A 22761-nucleotide genomic window follows, 5' to 3' on the forward strand; every position below is an offset into this window, starting at 1 on the left:
TAAAGGAATCGGAACCATGAAATTTTCAAAGCGCCTCACAGTATTATCCTTGTTCCTGCTCATCACTTCGGCGGCATCGGCAATGGCCTTTGCCGGAGCGGATCAGCACAGTGGCGGAATGTCCGTGGACGAACTTGGCCGCGACCTGGCCGTCGAGCTGCAAATCCCACTGTTTGACCCCTCTTTTGCGGAAACACCTGTGGCCAGCGTGCAGCAGCAGCCCGTTTTTCTGAAAGACCTGACCCCGGCGCTGGAACAATCCCAAAAAATCCTGTTCTGGAACCGGGACACCAGCCCCGCCGAACTGAGCAGGCAGTTCAAACAAGCGTTGGACGACCGGGTTAAAAGCAGCCAGACTCAGCCGGAGCAGCTGACCCTCTATGCCGCAACCGCTATTGAAAACGGCCAACTGCTACGAGTGAGCGTACCGCTGTTCTCGCCACTGTTTGCCGAAACCCCGGTTGCGCTGGTGAATGAAGTCCCGGTGACCGTGGCGGAGTTTTCCCAGGATCTGCAGTCCGTTCACAGTGAATTCTCCACGAACGAAACGGCAAGCAATGCAGACCAAAACATCCAGCAGCTCATGGAGCGCATGATTGCCGTCAGACTGGTCGAACAGGAAGCCCGCAATATCGGTTTTGACCAGACCAGTCAGTTCCGCTCTCAGGCCACCGAGTTTGCACAAAAAAGCCTGCTTTATTCCCTGCTCAACAAGCAGGTGGAAGACCTCACCCTTGATGAGGCGCAGGTGAACGAGCTTTATGAAAAAATTTCCCTGCAGGGGAAATTCGCCAGCTTCCGCTTCCAGCAGGAAGCTGATGTCACTGCGCTTCAGAACGCCTATAAAGCAGGGGGTGATTTCGACACCCTGATCGCAGCAGCTGTGGCCAAAGGTCAGGCCGTCCCTGAACAGCAACAGGATTATATTCCGTTCAAAAATCTGCTCACCAATATCGCCGCGGAAGCGAGCAACATGGAGATCGGTGCGGTCAGCCAGATTTTCAGAAAAGCGGATGGCTTCCTGATCTTCAAACTGCTCGACAAAAAATTTATCGAAGACCCCAAAGCTCTTGAGTTCGCCAGAAACAATGTCTGGAAAAAGCAGACAGCGACCGCCGGTTCCGCATATATCGACAGCATCATCGCTGCCCATACCGAGTATGACACCGCGGCCATGGACAGCCTCGACTTCAGCAAAATCAAGACAGCCAATCCGGATATCAGCCTGGGGGATGCGTTGCAACCGCTCCTGACCGATCAACGCACTCTGGTCACGATCGACGAAGGAACGCCGGCCACCCTGACCGTCGCCGAGTTGGCTGAAAAGATCAAGGAGACCTATTTTCACGGCGTCGACACCGCCCTTGACGCCAAGGAAGCCAATCTCAAGAAAGAGGAGCTGCTTGAGGACATCCTGTTTCGTATCGTCGGAACGGCCGAAGCAGAGAAACTGGGGCTGCATGAAACCGCCGAGTACCGGCGCAAGATTGCCGAGTTCGAGCGCAAGACCCTGTTCGATATCTTCATGCAGAAAGTCATCACCCCTGAGGTTCGCCTGACCGAAGATGAGATCAAAGGCTACTATGACAGCCATCTGCAGGATTACATGACCCCGGCCATGTTCAGGATCAAGAGTCTGCCTTTTTATTCCGAGCAGGACGCGCAAAGCGCCGCCGAAAAATTGCGCAGCGGCAGCGATTTCAAATGGGTGTCCGCCAATGCCGATGGCCTGGTCGCCGTACAGAACAAAGATCTGCTGCAATTTGACCGCAATATCCTCAGCCTGTCGTCACTCCCGCAAAATCTGCAGCAACAGGCCGCGGCAACCAAACGCGGCGATACCCTGTTGTACGCCGATCCGAATAACTTTTTTTACGTCCTGTATTTTGAAGACGTCTTCGCTGCCGAACCGCGTCCTTACCAGCAGGTGCGCAAGGAGCTTTTGAATATCGTTTATCAGAATAAAGTGAAAAAGACCCTTGACGAATGGGTTGCCAAGTTGAAAGACGCTTATGAAACCAGGATATTTCTTGCCGCGAAAAGCCACTGATCTGCAACTGCGAAGAGAACCGATTTTGCGAACCTGATCACTGTGAGGAATGTTTATGTTTTATGGGTCTGGAAATAAAACAATGCGACCGGTCATCCTGTTGTTAGCGGGGATTGTCCTGCTAAGCCTGTTTGCCCCGGCAAGCGGCGAAGCGGCAAAACGCTCCTTCGGCAAAAAAGGCTGTATTGATTGTCACGGAGATTTTGCCAAACAATACCTGGCAAAGAAAAACGTTCATCCGGTGGTCAAAGAGCAGAAATGTGAAGAGTGCCACCTTCCTCATGGGATTGTTCCTAAACTGCTGCTGAAGGAATCGGGCAATAAAATCTGCCTGCTTTGTCATAGTAAAGAGTCGATCGGCCTGGATCAGCCGGTTATCCATTCGGCGCTGAAAAATGGCAAATGCGAAACCTGCCACGACCCGCACGCTTCGGATAATCCCTTCCTGCTCAGCAGCGCCGGCAACGATATCTGCTTCAGTTGTCATCAGCAGGAACCGTTCAGCAAAAAAGTGGTCCATGGCATCATCAAGGAAGAGGGCTGCCTGGCCTGCCACAAAGCCCATGCTTCGGCTGAAGAAAATCTCCTGGTTGAAAAACCGCTTGAGCTGTGCCTCTCCTGTCACAGCAGCACGGAGAAAAGCTTTGCCAAAGCTCATGGCGGATACCCGGTCGAACAAAAAAGCTGTACCACCTGCCATGACCCGCATTCGTCCGACCAGGCCAATCTGCTTAAAAGCAGTGTCCACACACCGGTTGCAGAAATCGGTTGCGACGGCTGCCATGAATCGGCGACAGCCAAAGAGCCCTTTGCCCTGCTGGCCCAAGGCGCTGAACTGTGCCTGAACTGCCACGACAACGACAATCTGACCGGCGGGAAAAAGGTCGAACACGCGCCGTTCATGGCCGGAGACTGCCTGTCCTGTCATAACCCGCATACCTCCCCTTACCCGCAACTGCTGGTGGCGCAGGGCAACAAGCTGTGCTTTGAATGCCATGCCGAAAAGAACACCAAGCTGCAGTTTCCCCACGCCCCGGTCGATTCCGAGCGCGGCTGTCTCTCTTGTCATCAGCCGCACGCCGCGGAATATGCCGGGCTGGTTTCGGCCCCGCCGGAAGGGGAGCTGTGCCTGACCTGCCATACGGAGACCAAAAAGAATCTGGCAAAAATGCCTCAGCAGCACCAGCCGGTCGCGGACAACATGTGCACCAGCTGCCATAACCCGCATGGCTCCAACGGGGAACATATCCTGTCTCGGCGTGCCGATCAGATCTGCTACGAATGTCATGTCGAAGCACAGGAAAACTTTACCCAGGCGGTGATTCATCAACCGGTGAAAAATGGCAGCTGCCTGAGCTGTCACAACGGTCATGGCGGCGACAATCAGGCCTTTGTCAAAGTCCGAGGTGCCGACCTGTGCGCCGAATGTCACGACACCCTGCTGCAGCCGGGCGAAAAGGAAAACGAACACACGCCGTTTGCCGACCGGGAGTGCCAGACCTGCCACAACCCGCATGCCAGTCCGTTTGCCGGCATGTTGACAGATAGTCAGACCACACTCTGCGGAACCTGTCACAGCGATCTGACCGATGCCCTCGCAAAAGCAGTCAGTCAGCACCAGCCGGTTGGACAGGGGCAGTGCAGCAGCTGTCACAACCCGCACAAATCGGCGCTGCCGAATCTGCTACTGGCCAGTGATAAAGACCTCTGCCTGGCCTGCCATAAAGAGATCAAAACCAAGATGGAAGATGGACGCACCCATGCGCCGGCCGGACAGGATTGCATGACCTGCCACCGACCTCATTTTGCAGAGCTGACGCCGCTTTTGACCAAACCGCAAAAGGATCTCTGCGCCGAGTGTCATGAACTCACCGACCAGACTTTCCTCAGTAGCCATGCCGGGATTGCCGCTGAGGCCATCAACTGCGTGAATTGCCATAATCCACATGCGTCCAAAGATCCGAAATACTTCAAGGATGTGATGCATGCGCCGTTTGCGGCCAGATCCTGTGAGCCATGTCACGTGGCCGGACAGTAAGGGGGTATGATAAAGATGAAATCATTGCTGCTGATATTTTCCTGTGTTGCCATCCTCCTGACCTTGCCCGGTGGCGCCCTGGCCGAAGCGAAGAACCCCTTCAACCTGGCTCCCGGAGCCAGGGGAAAGCTCTGTCTGAGTTGCCATGAGGGGTTCAAGAAGACGATGAACAAAAAGTTCATCCATACCCCCCTGGCGGAGGGTGATTGCACCGGCTGCCATAATCCCCACGCCGCCGACCATGGCAAGCTGCTGGCTGAAGATGCTACGCAGATCTGCTTCAGCTGTCATGACGGGCTGGTCCCGGTCAATGCCCGCAGTTCTCATCAGATCGTCAGTGAAGGCAAATGCGTGTCCTGCCATGACCCGCATGCCTCCGACAATAAAATGAATCTACTCCAGTCGGAAAACCAGCTCTGCTTCAGCTGCCACAAGGAGCTCGCTCAGAAAATCGCCCAAAACAAGGTGCCGCACTCTCCGGTCAGCGATGATTGTCTGACCTGTCACAGCCCCCATGCTTCGGCCGACAACCCCAGCCTGCTGCAGGCCAAAGCCCCGGAACTCTGCCTGCAGTGCCACGATGCAAGCAAAAAGACCTTCAAAATCCAGCATGTCAATTATCCGGTGGAACAGGCCGATTGTACCTCCTGTCATAACCCGCACGGTTCCAATACCCAGGCCATGCTGTATGACAATGTTCATGAACCGCTCAGTCAGCGCATGTGCAAGCAGTGTCATGAGGAACCGACCTCGGCAACGCCGTTTGCAACGCTCAAGAACAGCTTCGAACTCTGCCAGGGCTGCCATTACGACATGATGAACGATACCTTCAACAAGGATCGGATTCATTGGCCGGTGGTCGACCAGGTCGGTTGCCTGAACTGCCACACGCCCCATGCCTCGAGCGAAGCGAAACTGATGAAAGCTCCATTGAAACAGGTTTGCAACACCTGCCACAGCGATACCGTGGCCCGGCAGGAGCGCTCCCTGACCAAGCACCAGCCCATCGAGGATGGCGAATGCAGTACCTGTCATGCTCCGCACAGTTCAAACAATCCTTTTATTCTGAACGAAGGATCGGTGATCAACATCTGCGGACAGTGCCATGACTGGCAGACCCACTCGACGCACCCGATCGGTGCCGAAGTGACCGATCCGCGCAATCCGAACCTGACCCTGGACTGCCTGAGCTGTCACCGTACCCACGGTACGGAATACCAGCACTTCATCTACAACGAGACGGTGAACGATCTGTGTGTGCAGTGCCATACCAAGTACCGGAGGTAAGAGCGATGAAAAGAATCCTGATCCTGATCCTGGTCCTGAGTGTCCTGACGCCAGCCTTACAGGCCGGCGCGGCTGGCCAGATCAAATTGAAATATGTCGGCAGCATTTACACCGATGCCGCCGGAGCAGCCCTGAACCATCCGGCCGGCGTCACCGTCACCAAGGACCTGCTGCTGGTCGCCGACAGCGGGGGGAAACGCGTGCTCAGCTATCGCTATCAGCAAGGAGAGGTCAAACCGGACCAGGTCTATCCCCTGCCCGAGATGTTTCCCCTGATGGTCGAACCGGCGGGCAATGGTCAATTGTACGTGCTTGATGGTCGGGCCAAGGCAATTTTCGTGCTCGACGCCAATGGCAAGGTCAAGGGCAAGTATCCGGCCAAGGGGCTGCCGGACACCAGCCGCATCATCCCGCGCAGCATCAGGTCCGGGAGTGACGGGACCCTGCTGGTGCTCGATATCTTTTCCGCTCGGGTGCTGATCTTCGCCGGGGACGGACAGTTCCTGCGCCAGTTGCCTTTTCCGGCCCTGGCCGGCGCGATTGCCGACCTGTGCATGGACCGCCAGGGGAACATTTACCTGCTCGACAGTGTCCAGGCTGCGCTCTGGGTCGCCCGCAGCGGTACCGACCAGTTTGCCCCCCTGACCGTGGGGATGAAAGAGAATATGAACTTTCCCACCAGCCTGGCGACGGACAATCTGGGCAACCTGCTGCTGGTCGACAAACATGGCAGCGGGCTGGCTATTGTCGGGACCGACGGAGCTTTCGCCGGCCGCCGGCTGAGCATGGGCTGGAGTGACAGCAACCTCTATTACCCGAGCCAGATCAGTATCAGTGACTCCGGGGATCTGTTCATCGCCGATACGGCCAACAACCGTATCCAGCATTTCAATATCTCCGAATAAGGACCTGGTGACGTGAAGAAAGCTGCACCCACTCCAGCCGAAATAAGGCTTTCAACACCCTATAAAGTCATTGTTCCCGGTTTTATACTGGTGGCGCTGCTGCTCGCAGTGATCGCGTTGACAGCCCCGGGCGGCGATCAGGCCACCGACGAACAATGCATCATGTGCCATGTCGACATTTATGACCGGGCGTTACGGGATCAATATATCCACGCCCCGGTCTTTGAACGCCAATGCGCCATCTGCCACCTGGCCGAGGGGGCGGACCTCACGGTTTCCTCCGGTCAGCATGACGCATTGTTTTCCGGGACGGTCGTAAGCCAGGAGATTCTCTGGCGCAAAGCGCGGATTCTTCCGGCTGCGACCGTCCCGGTTAGCGATCACCTGGTCAGCCTGCCGCAGCTCCCACAGCAGACCAGCTACCGGTTTCGAATCTTGGTCAGTCCCGCGGCCAGATCCGCCAATGACTCCGTCTCCGCCAGCCTCTGGCTGGGCCTGAAAGCAGCGGATACCAGCACGCTCGTCCTGCCCCAAAAAATCGATCTGGCCGCCGGTCTGGACAGCGAGATCGCCGCAGCAGTGACCTCGGCAGAGCTGTTTCGGGATGGGACAACCCTTTATGTCTCCTGGCAGACAACGCTGCCGATGCATGGCTGGATCGAACTCCAGGAACTTAACGGAGTCGAGCTGGGCGCCCCCCTGGCCCAGACCACGGACCAGCTGCAAAGCAGCGCCCATCCGGCCCTGCAGGATCCCGCCGAGCTGGCCATCAGCGTCTGTTACCGATGCCATGCCGAGGCCACTCTGGGAACCTCGCACCCGGTCCGCCTCTACGGTGGCCGCGATGTCCGCATCCCGGACGATTTACCGACCGTCAACGGCATGCTCACCTGTGTCACCTGTCACAATCCGCACAGTGCACCGGGGGAGATGCTGGTCCGTGAAACGATCAAGACCAAACTCTGTGTCGCCTGTCACACCAAATACAAAAACAGCTCACCCGCCACCATGTTTCAATGAGTTCAAGGAGCAATGATGACCAAGCACAGCTATAAAAGGAAACTACTCAATTTTTCCATCAAACGGGATATGCAGTTCAAAATGATCGGCAAAATTTTTCTGTTGCTGTTTATCTGCCTGCTGCTAAGCGGAATGATCTTCTACCAATTTGCCAATCAACAAGTGACCTCGTCATTCCAGATGTTCCATATCAAAGCCCGCAATTTTCTCGATTTCCTGCTGCCGGTCGTGCTCAGTTCCTTTGCCATCAGCCTGATCGCCGGAACCATCGCCAGTCTGTTCTTCCCCAAACCGCTGGCCGGCGGCCTCTACCGGATCGAAAAAGACCTTGCGCAAATTCTGGAAGAGAAAGACTTAGCCATCCGCATCAAACTCCGCGGCGGGGACCAACTGATCCCGCTGGCAGAACAGATCAATACTCTGCTCGATGAAATGCAGATCGAGACCCGGGCCATCCGCACCGTGCAGAATCAGCTGCAACAATGGGTACTATTACAGCAGGACCTGGGAGCGGATAATTTTAATCAGCTCAATGCCTGGATCAGCAAAAACAGCGGCACGTTCATCAGCTGAAAAGCCGCCTGGTCAGCAATGACCGGGGTTGGAACGGTGGAAATTCATTTGCGAAGGGGGGCTTTTCGGTTGCCGGCTGCGCGCCTGGTCAAGACTTCGCCGGCGGAGCCCATTGAACCGTGTTGCGGCCGATTTTTTTGGCTTTGTAGAGCAGTTCATCAGCGCGGCGCAAGCCGGCCGTCAGGTCTTCTTCCGCCGCGCCCAGTTGAGTCACCCCGAAGCTGCCGGTCACATTAAACTCCCCATGCGGACCGTAATGGACAGACTGCTGCAGAGCCTTGCGGATACTGCCGGCCATGGTCATCGCTCCGGTCAATTCCGTCGCGGGCAACACCAGCAAAAATTCTTCTCCGCCGAAACGACAGATGATATCGCTCTCCCGAGAGTTGTCTTTCAACAATCCGGCAACGGATTTCAGAACCTTGTCGCCACTCTCGTGGCCGAAGTTATCGTTGATTTCTTTAAAATGATCAAGGTCGAGCAGAATCAGGGAGAGGGGCGCACCGCTGCGCCGGGATTTTTTAATCTCCAGGCGGGATTGCTCGAACACATAGCGCCGGTTGAACAACCCGGTCAGGGGGTCAGTGACCGCCTGCTGACGCAGCTCATTCTGAATCTCATGCTGGCGGCGCTGATACTGGGTAATTCGAAAGGTCAAGAGCAGCAACACCACACTGACAAAAACGCCGAGCAGGGCAAAAGTCCAGGCACTCTCGCGCCAGCCACGAAGAATGGCATCTTCGGTTTTCGACACCCTGACCAGCAGGGGGTAACCTGCCAGTTTGCGCCCTGTGACCAGTTGTTTTCCATCGTTAGTGGCATGAAAACAGAAATCTTCGTCGGTTAACAAATGGGGGTCGCAGCCGGCGATCAGCTCCGCCATGGCCGGAGCTGGAACGACGTTGCCGCCAGCTGGAATTTGCACATAGACATCCCCCTCCAACGAGGAGATGGTCAGTTGACTGTCCGCCCGGACAAAGAGCTTTTCGTATTGCTGATAAAAATATTTGACATCCAGGATCGCGGCAAGGACCTGCTGCAGCCGTCCGTCACTGCCGCGGATCGCGCGGCTGATCCCGAAAATGGTCTGGTTCCTGTTGACGACCGATGGCTGCGGTTTGCCGATGTAGAGCCCGTTCAGAATCTGCTTCTGGTGGACAGTAAAGTAATCGCGACCACTGAGGTCCGGTTTTTTCCTGGAATTGTTCCAGTGCAGAATCTGTCCGTTACGATCCAGATCGATCAAAGCCGTAAGGTAGGAATTCTTTTTCAGCAGGTCATTGATAACCCCTTTGACCTGCGGGGCGTCAAGCGAATTAGCCGGGGAAGTTACGGCAAGGTAATTTTCCAGACCGAGAAAGACCTGGTCCAGACCAAAAAAAGACCTTTCCAGATCCATTTCGACAAAGCTGAGCAGGTTGCCCATGGTGACCTGGGCTTCTTTCAGGATCACCTGTTTTTGCAAATGGAAATTGTAACCGATCAGAGACAGCGTCAGCACAATACCGAAAATCCCGAAAGTCCAGGTTTTTTTCATTGATCAGCTACCCCTTGTGTCTTCGTTGACAAGCCTGCAGATCAGTTTATCAAGAAATTCGAACCTGTGAAACCACTCTAATATTCAATTGAATACATCTCCTCTTTATTCATTTTTTATCCGTTCCGCCACGCCCGGAGCCAGCACACTGGCAGAAAACCCAGATCAGCAAAACAAAACAGCCCGGACCTGTGACAAGCCCGGGCTGTGATCAAAAAAAGTGAAGAATCAGGCGGACAAAAACCTAAGCCGCATTGACACCATGACTTGAAACGCCGGCCCGACCGCTGCTGACGCGTTGGAAGTCAGGGTAGGCTTCCATACCGATTTCAACCGAGTCGCAGCCAAGCATCTCTTCCTCTTCACTGACCCGGAGCCCGACCGTATACTTCAGCACCAGCCAGACGATAGAGGTGGTTACGATCACGAAGGCACCGATGGAGACCACACCGATGAACTGGGTCACGAAGCTCGCTTCGGAGTTGGTGATCGGCACCGCCAGGGTGCCCCAGACCCCGCACACCAGGTGAACCGACAAGGCGCCGACCACGTCATCGATCTTGAGCTTATCGAAGAACGGTACGGCCAACACCACCAGGATCCCGCCGACCGCGCCGATCAGGGTCGCGGCGCCCAGCGACGGGGTCGCCGGCCCGGCGGTGATCGACACCAGCCCGGCCAACGCGCCGTTCAGGGCCATGGTCACGTCGACCTTTTTGTACATGATCTGCACCAGGATCATCGCGGCGATCATCCCGCCGCAGGCGGCCAGGTTGGTGTTGACCATGACGTTGGACATTTCGATGGCGCTGGCGGCGTTGCCCAGGGCCAGCACCGAGCCGCCGTTAAACCCGTACCAGCCCATCCACAGGATGAAGGTGCCCAGGGTGGCCAGGGGGATGTTGGAACCGGGGAAGGGGTTGACCCGCCCGTCCTTGCCGTACTTGCCTTTGCGCGCACCGAGGATGATCGCCCCGGTCAGCGCGGCCCAGCCGCCCACCGAGTGGACCAGGGTCGACCCGGCGTAGTCGGTGAACCCCATCTCGGACAGCCAGCCGCCGCCCCACACCCAAGATCCCTGGATCGGATAGATGACCCCGGTCAGCACCACGCAGAAGGCCAGGAACGACCACAGCTTGATCCGCTCGGCCACGCAGCCGGAGACCACCGAACAGGCCGCGCCGCAGAACACCATCTGGAAGAACCAGTCGGATGAGGCGGCGTAACCGGCGGCATAGTCGCCGGACAGGGCCGCGGCGTCATCCGGCCCCCAGAGCCCGAAACTACCGATGAACCCGCCGTCCACCCCGGCGTACATCAGATTGTAGCCGATCAGGTAGAAGAGGATCCCGGCGATCCCGAACAGGGAAATATTCTTCAGACAGATGGTGGCGACGTTCTTCGAGCGCACCAGACCGGATTCGAGCATGCCGAACCCAGCGGCCATCCACATCACCAGCACCCCCATGACCAGAAAGGAAAAGGTATTCAAAACATAGGACAGCTCGGCATCGGCTGCCAGGGCCAGGCTCGGGACGAGCAGAAGCGTCGCCAGGGTCAGGACCGTTTTTTTCATGGTGTGTATCTCCTTGTCTATATGAATAAAGTGTCTTTTGATGGTGAAGGGCGGATCAGAGGGAATCTTCCCCGGATTCGCCGGTCCGGATCCTGATCGACTGTTCGATGGCGCTGACGAAGATTTTGCCGTCGCCGATGCGGCCGGTGCAGGCTTCGCGCTGAATGGCGCTGACCAGCCCGTCGACCTGGTCGTCGGAGACCACCAGTTCAATCTTGATCTTGGGAATGAAGTCGATCTGGTATTCGGCACCGCGGTAGAGTTCGGTGTGCCCTTTCTGGCGGCCGAAACCGCGTACTTCGCTGACCGTCATGCCACTGATCCCGAGATCGGTGATCGCCGCTTTGACATCGTCCAGCTTGAACGGCTTGATGATACATTCTACTTTTTTCATCCTGAGGGGCTCCTTTGGTATAGAGGGTGACTAAATGACCAGCGTAGCTGTTATGTTGTACATATCAACGTTCTAAAGCAGGCAGTATGCCAACTGATTCAAACCCCTATTTTTCAGCACCCAGAGCATCAATCCCTCCTCACCTGCCTATTTTTTAACCATAAACCCCACTCCCTGCTCAGAGATTACACAACCCCTTTAACCGATCAGAATGTTATATATCCGCTATCTGCAGCGTCTCTCTCTATAAAAAATATATCAATATATCGATATATTGACCTTCTATAGCAAGAAGCGCTCCATTCTTGACATATGTTTTAAACAAATGTTTAATTGTTGGACATGTAACATTTTCGACAAGAAGATGTTCCCAGTTTTCAAACAGAAGTTTTATTTTAAGTCTGGAAAAAGCACTATGCCACGTATCAGTACCAAAAACCGTATTCTGAACTGTGCCGAACAATTATTCGCCCGGGAAGGCTTTCACAGCACTTCGCTCAGGATTCTTACCCACAAGGCCGGAGTTAACCTGGCAGCGGTCAATTATCATTTCGGCTCCAAGGAAGCGCTGCTGCGGGCAGTTATCGAACGGCGCCTGGTTCCGTTGAATAAACTGCGCCACGCCCGGCTGGAAGAGGTGCTTCAGGCGGCCGCAGGAAACCAGCAGCCCCCGCGTGCGCAAGATTTGCTGCGGGCATTCATTGAACCAACTCTGGAATTCCGTGATTTGAGTCCAGGTGCCGAGGATTTTCTGACCCTGATCAGCCGCTCCTGGAACGACCCCGATCAAACGGTCCGTAACTGTTTTATGGAATTGGTCCTGCCGATGTTTAAGTTCTTCTTCGCCAGCCTGCAGCAAGCCCTGCCGGATCTCCCCGTGGAGATCCTGCGGATCCGCATGCAGTTCCTGGTCGGAACCATGAGTATCATCATGTGCCGAGACAATAACTTCCAGGAGCAGCCAGAGGCTAGCGCCCCGCCCCTCAGCAGAGGACAACAGCTCGACCAATTGCTGAAATTCGTGTTAGCCGGATTGGAAGCTCCGCAATGAGCTGATAAACGGGTGCCTATGCCCCTTGTCACGAATTAGTGCTCGTTTAAGCAACGCTGTAGTAAATAGTAAACTCGGGACTGTCCCCAGGGTCATCGGGGGCTGTCCCAAGAGTTTGCGAGCCATGAAACTGCAGTGGTTAGCACCGCAAAGACCTGGGACAGCCCCCGTGCGGGGACAGTCCCGGTTTTGCTGCCATTGACTCTTAAACGAGCGCTAATCCCCCTGTTACCTAAACCTTTGAGATAACAGCAACTGTTGATGAACATTCAAATTTATCCTTATTCAACTGACCGTGCTGCTGAAATAGCTGATCTCTTCCATAGTGCCGTCCATGCCATCAATCCGGCGCTGTACTCTCCAGCAGAGCAGGAAGCCTGGGCTCCAACCCCGGTCGATTACGCTTTTTGGGAAGCGCGTCTGGCAATGAAAAAACCGCTTGTGGCCATCCACGACCAATGTGTTGCCGGATTCATCGAACTCGAACATTCCGGCCATATCGATTGTTTTTACGTTCACCCGGACTTTCAGCGCCAAGGGGTCGGCGGGCTTCTCTACAAGGCATTGGAACAGCAAGCTCAACAGCGCGCAATCAAGCTGCTGTTCGTCGAGGCCTCCCTGCTGGTAAAAGATTTTTTCCTGCAAAGGGGGTTTCAGGTGATCAGTCAGAACCGCCTGGAGAGGAATGGAGAGGTGCTGATTAATTTCAGTATGGAAAAGAGATTGTGCTGAATTTCTTGGCTGTGTATCTGGGATCGAATCGTCGCGGCATGAGCCCCGCAAAAAGCAGACTTTTAGACGGGGAGACTTGTTGAGGTGGTTATTGGTGGTTCGTTTTTCTATAGGAAAAATTAGCAGCTTGATTGTTTCACCCCCATCCCGACCTTCGCAACGAATTCCATCAAATCATAAGACCAGCAGACCAGCCAATTTCGCAGCCCCTCGGTCCGCCAGTACGAGAAGCCCTGCTTCTCGTCGGGCGCATTCGACGACGGTTTGGCCAGTAACGGCCATGCTCCGTGATTAAATGCTCAGGTGACCAACCCTGCCGTACCAGCAGCGCCCAGCGAGACCTTGAATTTCCTCCGGAACGAACGCAAATCCCGAGCAATCAAAAGGCCGTTTTTTGCTTCCTTTTTATCGGCCTGGACAAAAAGGAAGGCGGCGGCGAGGCCGCGACCCCGCGGTCTTGATTTTGATTTTTAGGTGTTGGGATTTCTCTGCTGAACTGAAAAATCTCGTTGATCAACAAGCGAAACCGTCGGGTCTCGGCCCGACAGCCGACATACTTTTTTTTGATCGCAAAATAAAAGTATGCAAAAAAAACTCTTTTGATTTCTCGGGATGAGCAGCTTTGTCGGGTTTTATCCCTGAGAGGTGTAAAACCCTGCTTCGTGGCCAGGGATTGAAACGGTAATTTTTTCGCCCTTCGAAGCATTGCTATGTGGGGCATGAAGCGCCGCAGCATGAGCCCCGCAAAAAGCAGGCTTTTTGACGGGGCAACAAACAAAAGTGGTAATTGGGGCGTGTTTCGCTGTAGGTAAAATTGGCAGGTCAATTGTTTCACCCCCATCCCGACCTTCCCCCATCAGAGGGGGAAGGAGCAACGAATTCCATCAAACCATAAGACCAGCAGATCAACCAATTTCGCAGCCCCTCGGTCCGCCAGTACGAGAAGCCCAGCTTCTCGTCGGGCGCATTCGACGACGGTTTGGCCAGTAACGGCCATGCTCCGTGATTAAATGCTCAGGTGACCAACCCTGCCTTACCAGCAGCGCCCAGCGCAACCCTGAATTTCCTCCGGAACGAACGCCAATCCCGAGCAATCAAAAGGCCGTTTTTTGCTTCCTTTTTGTCGGCCTGGACAAAAAGAAAGGCGGCGGCGGGGCCGCGACCCCGCGGTCTTGATTTTGATTTTTAGGTATTGGGATTTTTCTGCTGAACTGAAAGGGCTCGTTGATCAACAAGCGACACTGTCGGGTCTCGGCCCGACAGTCGACATACTTTTTTTTGATCGCAAAATAAAAGTATGCAAAAAAAACTCTTTTGATTTCTCGAGATGAGCAGCCCTGTTGGCTGTTATCGGCGGGCTGTGTGGGATTCAGCTCCGTGGCCAGGGCTTGAGACGGTGACTTTTTTCGGCCTTCTAAGCATGGCTATGTGGGTCATGAAGCGTCGTAGCATGAGCCCCGCAAAAAGTAGACTTTTTGACGGGCCAACAAACAAAAGTGGTGATCAAGGCATGTTTCGCTGTAGGTAAAATTGGCAGCTCAATTGTTTCACCCCCATCCCGACCTTCCCCCATCAGAGGGGGAAGGAGCGAAGTATTTTCTAACAGAACAGTTCACTTTTAAGAAATGTTCAGTTTAAAAACATAGCACTTTACTTGAACATCCGCCGGAATCGTCCAACTCCCCTGCATCAGTAACCATGATTAATCACGCAATAAGGACAGTCCGCCTCATGCTCCATACAGTCGTTAAAAAGCAGCAACTCATCATTGTCATGCTTCATCTGTTGGGCATAGGCACGACAATAGGCTTCATGATCATGATGACTCCATTCCCGGGACTCCTGCTGCATGACCGGACCGTAGCAACCGACCAGCGCCAGCATCAGGGAAAAACTTGCCAGCAACTTTTTCATCCCTCTTACTCCTGCCAGACGGACACCTGCCCCTGCCTACCAGTGCCAGTTTCTGTTCAGACCATTTTACTGCTTAGGGCTCAGTACAAACAACCCGTCCGCAACAGTTTCCTGGCAGATCTTTAGAGCTGTTGGGCCAGGCGGCGGGCCAAGTCCAACAGTTCAGCGGAACCGTCCAGGCCGTCGATGAACCGTTGGGGAATACCGGTCAGACCGCATTGTGCTCCGACCAGGGCCCCGGTGAGCATGGCCCGGGCCTGGTTTTGCCCGCCACCGTTCACAGCATGCAGCACTGCGGCCTCAAAATCGTCCGCAAAGCGTGCCGCCAGATAGTAAGCGGCCGGCAGCTGATGATAAATGGCGCAGGGCATGCCATAGACGAGGGACACCTTCCAGGCCGGTTCGATACGAATCTCCGGGTCAATGGCGGCGGTGGCCATGGCCGCCGGCGAAAGCAAAGCATCGGGCGAGGCGAATCGGCCCACCCGCGGCGGATCGGGATCGCCAGGTTTGGGCGGTTGCAGATCGTCGCTGGTGACGGCATGGAAAGGCAGTTCCCCGCTCTTGACCAAACGCATCAGTTTTCCTGAAATATCCGGAGTCAACCCTTCGCCCTGCACCAGCTGGCCCAGCACAGCCCCAAAAGCGACAGTTAACGAGACGACGGTCTCATCGGTCTGGGTCAGAACGGTATTGGCGCCGATGGCTCGCGCCAGCTGACGTGGGTCAGCAGCATAGCGAACCGCAATGGCCAGGGTTCGCTCAATCGCTTCCGTGGTATCGGCATGCCCGCCGGTCTGCGACCAGGGCAGGCCTTGTTTGACCCGGCGGCGCCAGGCTTCCCGAATCGACTGGCTGGTATAGCCGCCCGGCCCGTTGACCGGGGTGCCGTCAAGTTGCGGAAACAGGTCTTCGTCCAGGCGGCGACAAAAATCCGCTTCATCATATTCGCCACAATCGACCAGAGACTGCACCATCATCCGCAGCAGATAACCGGCCTGGGACAGCTGGCCGGCTTTACAACCGGCATGATAACGGTGCGGTTGGGGGTCGGTATAGTCGCTGATCCAGGGACCATAATCTTTGCGCAGTTGCTCCAAGTCGTAATACCAATGCGGTCCAAGCGCCAGGGCATCACCGATAAAAGCACCAAGAATTGTTCCCTGAGCTCTATTTTCGAGGTCTTTCGTGTTCATAATTTCGTCCCTTTCATTTTATTTCACCGGCCAGAATTTCCTGGCGGGTTTGCAGAAAGCTCTCTTGCAAGAGTCCACCCAGAGCGATCGCCCGGTCAATAGCGGCCAGTGCCTGCTCCCGCTGTCCCGCCGCCGCAAGAACCACGGCCAGATTGTTCCACGCCTCACCGCTCGTGGAGTGCAACCTGGAGGCCTGGCGGAAGGCCGCTGCCGCGGCAGGCAGATCGGTTTGTGCGTAGCGACTGTTCCCCAGCCCCATCCAGGCCGCAAAACTGTCCGGCCATTGTTGCACAGCGGCCTGGTAGGCATGCGCTGCGGACAGATTCCTGCCGGCCCGTTCCAAGCCGCTGGCCGCGTTTAGATAGACCTGTTCCTCCGCTGTTGCGGGCAACGTTCCGGCCGGAAGAACCAACAGCCCCCAATCCTGGCTCCGTGCCCAGGTCCGGGAGAATACCCCGGCGGAGAAAATCGCTTCGGCCTCTGTGCCGGAATGGAGAAAGATCTGATCAGCCGTCAAGTCATAGCCGATGACCACGGCATAGTGCCAATATGGCACCCAGGAGAATCCGAGGTTCAACAGCACCAGCACCGGGTGTCCGGCGGCCAGTTCCCGGAGTAAAGCATCCTGCCCCTGCAGGGGATAAGCCAGATACCCGTTTCTGCGCGCCGCAGCAACCAAGGCCGGTTGCAAAGTTCCCTTTCGCCCCGGTGAATAGACTTGCTCAGTGACTCGTGGCAGGACAACCTGTTCACCATTCCAGGCCAGCAACATGGCCAAAGCCGCCGGCCCGCACTGATATTCCTGCTGGGCAAAAAACGGGACGTCATGCAACAGAATGCGCGGTGGCAGGGATGATTGATCCGGAGATGGCAGAACCGCTGAACAGCCGTTCAGAAAAACCAGGGTGAGCACAATAACCAGGCAGGAAAGCCCGCGCATTCCTGCCTGGTCAGGTAACTGCAAACGCAGCATTTAACGGATGGGACGGGTAAACGGGAAGACCTTGGTCAACCCCAGGATATCGGTCACCAGCAGCAGCACAAATACAAACACCGCGGCACCGACAATGGTGCCGAACCCGGCCCCGGCCGGCAGGTTGTCGATATCGGCAGCAATCCGGTTAACCTCGTCATCGGTCAGGCTGGCGACGCGTCGGGCGACTTCCTCGGGGGCTACTCCTTGGGCGCTCATCGCCTGCCGCACATCGTCCCGCGCCAAAAAGTTCTGCACCCGGTCACGGGCGGCTGTTGCGGCCTGAGCAGAGAGAATCGTTTCGGTGCTGATCATTCCCGCCTGGGCCGATTGCGGGCTGAAATCAATGAACACAAATGACAGTATCAGCATTGCACAGAGCGGTTTAGCAATAAAATCGGGAAGATACTTTTTCATCACACTACTCCTCTGAATTCTCATGCAGGTTTTGGAATCTACTGAAATAACTCTGACTGCAGTCAAGTTTAGCGGAAATTATCCAGAGCACAATCGCCCGGACGGTTTAACGGTAACCCCGCTCCTGCCCTGCCCGGCATTGAAGACCCCAAAAAACGGGGCGAGCTATCGATGGAAAAGACCCGCAAGCAGGAACAAAAACCGCGCTGCGGAACATAACGAAATGAATTGTAAAATCGGAAAACCAGAGCGGACAAAGAGGGATGAACCGTAGAGATGCAGCAGGGGAAAGTTCGGCGCAAGCGGCTGGGGAAGCCCGCCCTTCAGGCCGAAGCTTTTATGCCGGCCAGGACAAATCGATGAATCCGCTCGGCCAGAGCCCGCACATCCTGATCCTTGGTCGGCGGCGGATATGCGAGACGCTCCAGGACCGGCCGGCCCACTTCCTGCTGGACACAAAGCAGGATGACCATATTGGCCAGTTCAGCAACCTGGCTGTCTTCCTGATCCTTGTGCTTCAGGGCCATGACAATTCGAACCAGTTCATGGCGGACTTTTTTGAAGACCAACTCGATCAACTCTTCCATGGCAAAGGAGGGGTTGGCAAATTCCCGGATAAACAGGCGGGATAGATAAGGATGCTCGCGACGCCTCACCAGCACCGTGCGCAAGGCAAAATTGAGCCAGTTCAACAAAGCGCCTTCCGGATCGGTCGAGCCGTCGAAGCTGGGAACCGACTCCTCCTGCAGCAGCTGGATATGGGGCTGAATCAACGCTTCTCGATACAGCTCCTGCTTACTGCCGAAATAATACTTAACCGCGCCCAGATTGACCTCGGCAGCCTTGCAGATATCGCGCAGTCCGACCCCGTCATAGCCAAACTCTGCAAAAGCATGGCCTGCTTCGCTGAGCAATCTGGTCCGGGTTTCGACGGCATCGCGCCGAAGCGGAGCAATTCTTGGAGTGCGTTTTTTCTTCACGGAGCAATCTTTCGTTAAAATCAGCCGAGACAGTTATTTTATACGATCGTTTGACTTATCTGTCAACAATAGGCTACATTGCCACGAATTGATACGGGTGTATAATATAAATTTCAACCCGGGTAATCTTTGACTCCTTTTTATTTTTCAGGACCTGAACAATGAAAAAAAAGCCGTTGCTCATAGTTATTGTGCTGCTCGTTGTCGCTGCCGGGCTGGCGACCCGCTGGTGGCTGAACCAGGAAGAGAACGCAGCGGGCCCATTGACCCTTTACGGCAATGTGGAAATTCGCGATGCCCAGCTGGTCTTTAACGAACAGGAAATTGTCTCCGCCATCTATGTTGACGAAGGGGATAAAGTCGTTGCCGGACAGGAACTGGCCCGGTTGCGCTCCAATTTATTGGCCAGCAAGCTCAGCGAGGCGCAAGCCCAGAGTAAAGCTCTGCAAGAGCTGGTCCGCAAGCTGGAAAACGGGACCAGGCCGCAAGAAATCAAACAGGCTCGCGCGGCCGTTGATGCCGCAGCAATCAAAATCGCCATCGCTGAAAAAAATCTGCAGCGGCTCAAGCAAACCGTGACGGTTGGCGGAACCAGCAAACAATCCGTGGATGACGCCCAGGCAGCCCTGGATGAATTGATTGCCCAGAAAAAGATTCAGGATCAGGCGCTGGAACTGGCCTTGCAAGGCCCCAGAACAGAGGACATAGCCCAAGCCAAAGCCCAGTTGACAGCTGGCCAGGCCCAGGTCGCCTATCTTCAGGAACGCCTGGCGGATACCGTCCTCAAAGCACCGACCCCGGGGATTATTCAAAGCCGGATTTTAGAAGTCGGCGAAATGGCCGGGCCTTCAAAACCGGCCTTCATCCTTGCCCTGACTGACCCGAAATGGATCCGCGCCTATGTTTCAGAGCCAGAACTGGGACAGGTCAAACCGGGGATGCAAGCGGAGATCAGCGCGGACAGCTGGCCGGACCGGAAATTCACCGGTCAGGTCGGATTTATCTCCCCAGCCGCCGAGTTTACTCCCCAGGCCATAGAAACCAGCGACCTGCGCACCAAGCTGGTTTACGAAACCCGGATTCTGGTGAACGATCCGGAGAACGAATTGCGCCTGGGCATGCCGGTAACGGTCACGTTCCCCCAACCCCGCACCGCGTCGACGACGCATTAATGAAAGAGCTGTTTTCCAGTGGAAGAGAACAACAAAGGGATCGATGATCATCATGCCACCGAGCGCATTGTTTTGGAGGCGACTCGACTCAGCAAGCAGTTTTCCCCAAAAAAACAGCCCGTGGTGCATGCTCTGCGAGAGATTTCCCTGCAGGTTCAGGCAGGCCGAATAACCGGGCTGGTCGGCCCGGATGGGGCCGGCAAGACCACCTTGCTGAGGATTGCCGCAGGTCTGCTCAAACCAACCGCCGGCCGGGTGACCGTCCTCGGCCTGGACAGCACTGAGCAATCGCTGCAGATTCAGAGCCGGGTCGGTTACATGCCGCAACAGTTCGGCCTCTATCAGGATCTCACCGTGCAGGAGAATCTCGACCTTTTTTCCGACCTGCAGGGTGTCCCGGGGCGAATTCGCCATGAGCGCCACGCCAGGCTGCTGGAGATGACCGACCTGGCGTCCTTCACCGCCCGCCGCGCCGGAAAACTCTCCGGCGGGATGAAGCAGAAACTTGGCTTAGCCTGCTCCCTGATCAAATCGCCGCAAATGCTCTTACTCGACGAACCGACCGTTGGCGTTGATCCCGTGTCGCGCCGGGATCTCTGGCAAATCATCGCCCAGTTGGTGAACGAGGAAGGGATCGGAGTTCTGGTTGCCACCTCCTATCTGGATGAAGCGGAGCAATGCCAACAGGTCGTGGTCCTGCAAAACGGCACCATTGTCGCCCAGGACGAACCGGAGCAGTTCCGCGCCAAAATGCGCGGCCGGGTCTATCGCTTCGCCCCCAACCAGGTTGCCGAAACCAGGGCGTTGCAGACCACACTGGCAGGGACTGCTGAGGTTATCGATGCGACCATCCGCTCCGGCCGGGTCCGTTGTGTCATCGACGCTGAGTTTACACGCCCCATCGCAGAGCTGATCCCGCGGTCCAGCTACCAGGAGGTCAGCATCAGCGAACCGTCCTTTGAAGATGCTTTCATGGCCCTGGCCCAGCGTCCGGAGGTCAGGTTTCTGCCCGAGCAGCCGGCAGTCTCCCAGACCCGCGCAGATGAAGTTGTGGTCCAGGTCCACAACCTGAAAAAGACTTTCGGCAGCTTTACGGCTGTCCAGGGAATCAGTTTCGAGGTCCAGCGGGGACAGATCTTTGGCCTGCTCGGCCCCAACGGCGCAGGCAAAACCACTACCTTTCGAATGCTCTGCGGCCTGACCAGCATCAGCGACGGTGAGATCAGCGTGGCTGGTCACAATCTGCGTAAGTCGCGCGCCCGCGCCCGCGCCAACCTGGGCTATATGGCGCAGGCCTTTTCCCTCTACCGGCAGCTGAGCGTCACCGACAATCTGAAATTTTACGGTAAGGCTTACGGACTGTACGGTAAACGGCTACAGGAACGTATGGCCTGGGCACTGGAGGAATTCGAACTGCAGGAACGCCGTGACACGCCGGCCGGAGACCTGCCCGGCGGTTTCAAACAGCGCCTGGCCATGGCCACCGCCATGCTTCACGAACCGGCGCTGTTATTTCTGGACGAACCGACCTCGGGTGCCGACCCGCTGGCCCGGCGCGAATTCTGGTTGCGCATCAACGGCTTTGCCCAACAGGGCGTCACCGTGATCGTCACCACCCACTTTATGGAAGAGGCTGAATACTGCGACCATATGCTGATCATGTCCCACGGCACCGAACTGGCCCAGGGGACACCGGCCGATATCCGTCGCCTGGCCCGCAGCCAGGACAATCCCGACCCGACCATTGAAGATGCCTTTATCGCCCTGGCCGAGGGGACGGCCTCCCCCGCGGGGCTGTCCGGAGGTCGTCATGAATGAGCTGGCCCTGGCGCTGATGCGCCTGCGCGGCTTTTTACGCAAAGAGATTCTGCAGATCAAGCGCGATCCGAGCAGCATTCTGCTGGCCCTGGTGATGCCCCTGATCCTGTTGTTTCTGTTCGGCTACGGCGTTTCCCTCAATCCAACCCAGGTTCCGGTGGCGGTTGTCGCAACCGACCCGGCCCCGCAGGCCCGCGACCTGGTCGCCCGTTTCACCCTGTCGCCATTCTTCCAGCCGCAGACTGTCAAAACCATGGCCGAGGCGGAAACCCTGCTCAGGACCGGTCAGGTCGACGGCATCATCCATATCCGCAACAATTTTACCAGCGACCTGATCAATGCCGGTCAGTCGCCGGTCCAGGTGATCGTCAATGGCGTGGATGCCAACCGGGCTCAGTTGATTCTGGGGTATACCCGGGGTACCGTGCAGAAATGGTATCAGCTCCGCCAGGCCCATGGTGAACAGCTCCAGCTCGGCGGGGTAAACGTTCAGTCCCAGGTTCGTTTCAACAGAGCCCACGAAAGCCGAAATTTCCTGGTGCCCGGCCTGATCGCCCTGATTATGACCCTGATCGGCACCCTGCTGACCGCGCTGGTCATTGCCCGCGAATGGGAGCGCGGCACCATGGAGGCGATTTTAGTGACGCCGCTGCGACTCTCCGAACTGCTGTTGGGAAAACTGATCCCCTACTACATCCTGGGCATTCTCGGTTTATTGATCTCCGTCGCCGGTGGCCTGTGGATTTTTGAGGTGCCCTTTCGCGGGTCGTTCCTCCTGCTGTTCTTTTTGAGCTCGTTATTTCTGATCGCCTCCCTCGGCTTCGGATTAGCCATTTCCGCCACGGTGCGGGTACAATTCGTGGCCGCCCAGATTTCCATTCTGGCAGGTTTTCTGCCCGCGTTTTTCCTGTCCGGCATGCTCTTCGATCTGGACAGCACACCGCTGGTTATTCAATGGGTCAGCCATATCATCCCGGCCCGCTATTTTGTGGAAATCAGCCATACCCTGTTTCTGGCCGGTAATATCGGCGCGGTCCTCTGGCCGGCCGGCACGGCCCTGGGGATCATGGCAACGGTTCTGCTGTTGTTGGCGCGGCGTAAACTCAGTAAACGCCTGGAGTAATAATC

General features: G+C 56.0%; 20 protein-coding genes. 11 read left to right on the forward strand and 9 right to left on the reverse strand.

All coding sequences use genetic code 11. The features are described 5' to 3' along the window. Positions 1-16 precede the first annotated feature (16 nt). From N909_RS0105570 to N909_RS0105595, 6 genes are all read left to right on the forward strand, one after another. Positions 17-2050 carry a peptidyl-prolyl cis-trans isomerase gene (locus tag N909_RS0105570; protein WP_029912616.1) on the forward strand — a complete coding sequence of 678 codons (2034 nt, stop codon included), beginning with the start codon at positions 17-19 and terminating at the stop codon, positions 2048-2050. Positions 2051-2132: 82 nt separating this feature from the next. After that, positions 2133-4088 carry a cytochrome c3 family protein gene (locus N909_RS0105575; protein WP_029912618.1) on the forward strand — a complete coding sequence of 652 codons (1956 nt, stop codon included), beginning with the start codon at positions 2133-2135 and terminating at the stop codon, positions 4086-4088. Between the two features lie 15 nt (positions 4089-4103). Further along, complete coding sequence (locus tag N909_RS0105580; protein WP_084167501.1) at positions 4104-5375, forward strand: cytochrome c3 family protein; 1272 nt, start codon at positions 4104-4106, stop codon at positions 5373-5375. 5 nt (positions 5376-5380) lie between these two features. Beyond that, the gene (locus tag N909_RS0105585) at positions 5381-6280 is read left to right on the forward strand and encodes an NHL repeat-containing protein (RefSeq protein WP_029912623.1); all 900 of its coding nucleotides are present in this window, start codon (positions 5381-5383) and stop codon (positions 6278-6280) included. Between the two features lie 12 nt (positions 6281-6292). After that, a complete protein-coding gene (locus N909_RS0105590; protein WP_029912627.1) occupies positions 6293-7300 on the forward strand; it encodes a cytochrome c3 family protein in 1008 nt (335 codons plus the stop codon). A gap of 12 nt (positions 7301-7312) precedes the next feature. Next, positions 7313-7873 carry a hypothetical protein gene (locus N909_RS0105595; RefSeq protein WP_155005877.1) on the forward strand — a complete coding sequence of 187 codons (561 nt, stop codon included), beginning with the start codon at positions 7313-7315 and terminating at the stop codon, positions 7871-7873. A gap of 88 nt (positions 7874-7961) precedes the next feature. On the opposite strand, the gene N909_RS24450 is transcribed toward N909_RS0105595, so the two are convergent. From N909_RS24450 to N909_RS0105610, 3 genes are all read right to left on the reverse strand, one after another. Further along, positions 7962-9410 carry a sensor domain-containing diguanylate cyclase gene (locus N909_RS24450; RefSeq protein WP_051689556.1) on the reverse strand — a complete coding sequence of 483 codons (1449 nt, stop codon included), beginning with the start codon at positions 9408-9410 and terminating at the stop codon, positions 7962-7964. A 244-nt stretch (positions 9411-9654) separates the two neighbouring features. After that, positions 9655-10986, reverse strand: coding sequence for an ammonium transporter (locus tag N909_RS0105605; protein WP_051689557.1), 1332 nt, complete (start codon positions 10984-10986; stop codon positions 9655-9657). 55 nt (positions 10987-11041) lie between these two features. After that, on the reverse strand, positions 11042-11380 hold the full coding sequence (locus N909_RS0105610) for a P-II family nitrogen regulator (RefSeq protein ID WP_029912640.1): 339 nt from the start codon (positions 11378-11380) through the stop codon (positions 11042-11044). Between the two features lie 415 nt (positions 11381-11795). Between N909_RS0105610 and N909_RS0105615 the strand changes: the two genes are divergently transcribed. Together N909_RS0105615 and N909_RS0105620 are read left to right on the forward strand one after the other, a co-directional pair. After that, a complete protein-coding gene (locus N909_RS0105615) occupies positions 11796-12431 on the forward strand; it encodes a TetR/AcrR family transcriptional regulator (RefSeq protein WP_051689558.1) in 636 nt (211 codons plus the stop codon). 261 nt (positions 12432-12692) lie between these two features. Continuing rightward, positions 12693-13163 (forward strand): GNAT family N-acetyltransferase, encoded by a 471-nt coding sequence (locus N909_RS0105620; RefSeq protein WP_029912647.1) that lies wholly within the window; start codon positions 12693-12695, stop codon positions 13161-13163. Positions 13164-13542: 379 nt separating this feature from the next. Here the strand turns inward: N909_RS0105620 and N909_RS0105625 are convergent, their stop codons facing one another. From N909_RS0105625 to N909_RS24455, 6 genes are all read right to left on the reverse strand, one after another. Continuing rightward, positions 13543-14004, reverse strand: coding sequence for a hypothetical protein (locus N909_RS0105625; RefSeq protein WP_029912650.1), 462 nt, complete (start codon positions 14002-14004; stop codon positions 13543-13545). Between the two features lie 848 nt (positions 14005-14852). Continuing rightward, positions 14853-15077: a hypothetical protein gene (locus N909_RS0105630; protein WP_029912653.1), complete on the reverse strand. Its 225-nt coding sequence runs from the start codon at positions 15075-15077 to the stop codon at positions 14853-14855. Between the two features lie 122 nt (positions 15078-15199). Next, entirely contained in the window at positions 15200-16273 is a 1074-nt protein-coding gene (locus N909_RS0105635) for an ADP-ribosylglycohydrolase family protein (protein WP_029912656.1), read from the reverse strand. 13 nt (positions 16274-16286) lie between these two features. After that, the gene (locus N909_RS0105640; RefSeq protein ID WP_029912659.1) at positions 16287-17213 is read right to left on the reverse strand and encodes a PA2778 family cysteine peptidase; all 927 of its coding nucleotides are present in this window, start codon (positions 17211-17213) and stop codon (positions 16287-16289) included. Between the two features lie 33 nt (positions 17214-17246). Further along, the gene (locus N909_RS0105645; RefSeq protein WP_029912662.1) at positions 17247-17663 is read right to left on the reverse strand and encodes a PA2779 family protein; all 417 of its coding nucleotides are present in this window, start codon (positions 17661-17663) and stop codon (positions 17247-17249) included. Between the two features lie 323 nt (positions 17664-17986). Beyond that, the gene (locus N909_RS24455) at positions 17987-18643 is read right to left on the reverse strand and encodes a TetR/AcrR family transcriptional regulator (protein WP_051689559.1); all 657 of its coding nucleotides are present in this window, start codon (positions 18641-18643) and stop codon (positions 17987-17989) included. Positions 18644-18804: 161 nt separating this feature from the next. On the opposite strand from N909_RS24455, the gene N909_RS0105665 reads away from it, so the two are divergent. The 3 genes from N909_RS0105665 to N909_RS0105675 are packed head-to-tail and all read left to right on the forward strand — an operon-like array spanning position 18805 to position 22756. After that, positions 18805-19815 (forward strand): HlyD family secretion protein, encoded by a 1011-nt coding sequence (locus N909_RS0105665; protein WP_029912667.1) that lies wholly within the window; start codon positions 18805-18807, stop codon positions 19813-19815. Positions 19816-19833: 18 nt separating this feature from the next. Next, positions 19834-21633, forward strand: coding sequence for an ATP-binding cassette domain-containing protein (locus tag N909_RS0105670; RefSeq protein WP_155005878.1), 1800 nt, complete (start codon positions 19834-19836; stop codon positions 21631-21633). Further along, positions 21626-22756 (forward strand): ABC transporter permease, encoded by a 1131-nt coding sequence (locus tag N909_RS0105675; protein ID WP_029912672.1) that lies wholly within the window; start codon positions 21626-21628, stop codon positions 22754-22756. The genes N909_RS0105670 and N909_RS0105675 overlap by 8 nt, the downstream gene beginning before the upstream one ends. Positions 22757-22761 lie beyond the last annotated feature (5 nt).

Source organism: Pelobacter seleniigenes DSM 18267 (assembly GCF_000711225.1).
GTDB classification, from domain to species: Bacteria; Desulfobacterota; Desulfuromonadia; order Desulfuromonadales; family Geopsychrobacteraceae; genus Seleniibacterium; species Seleniibacterium seleniigenes.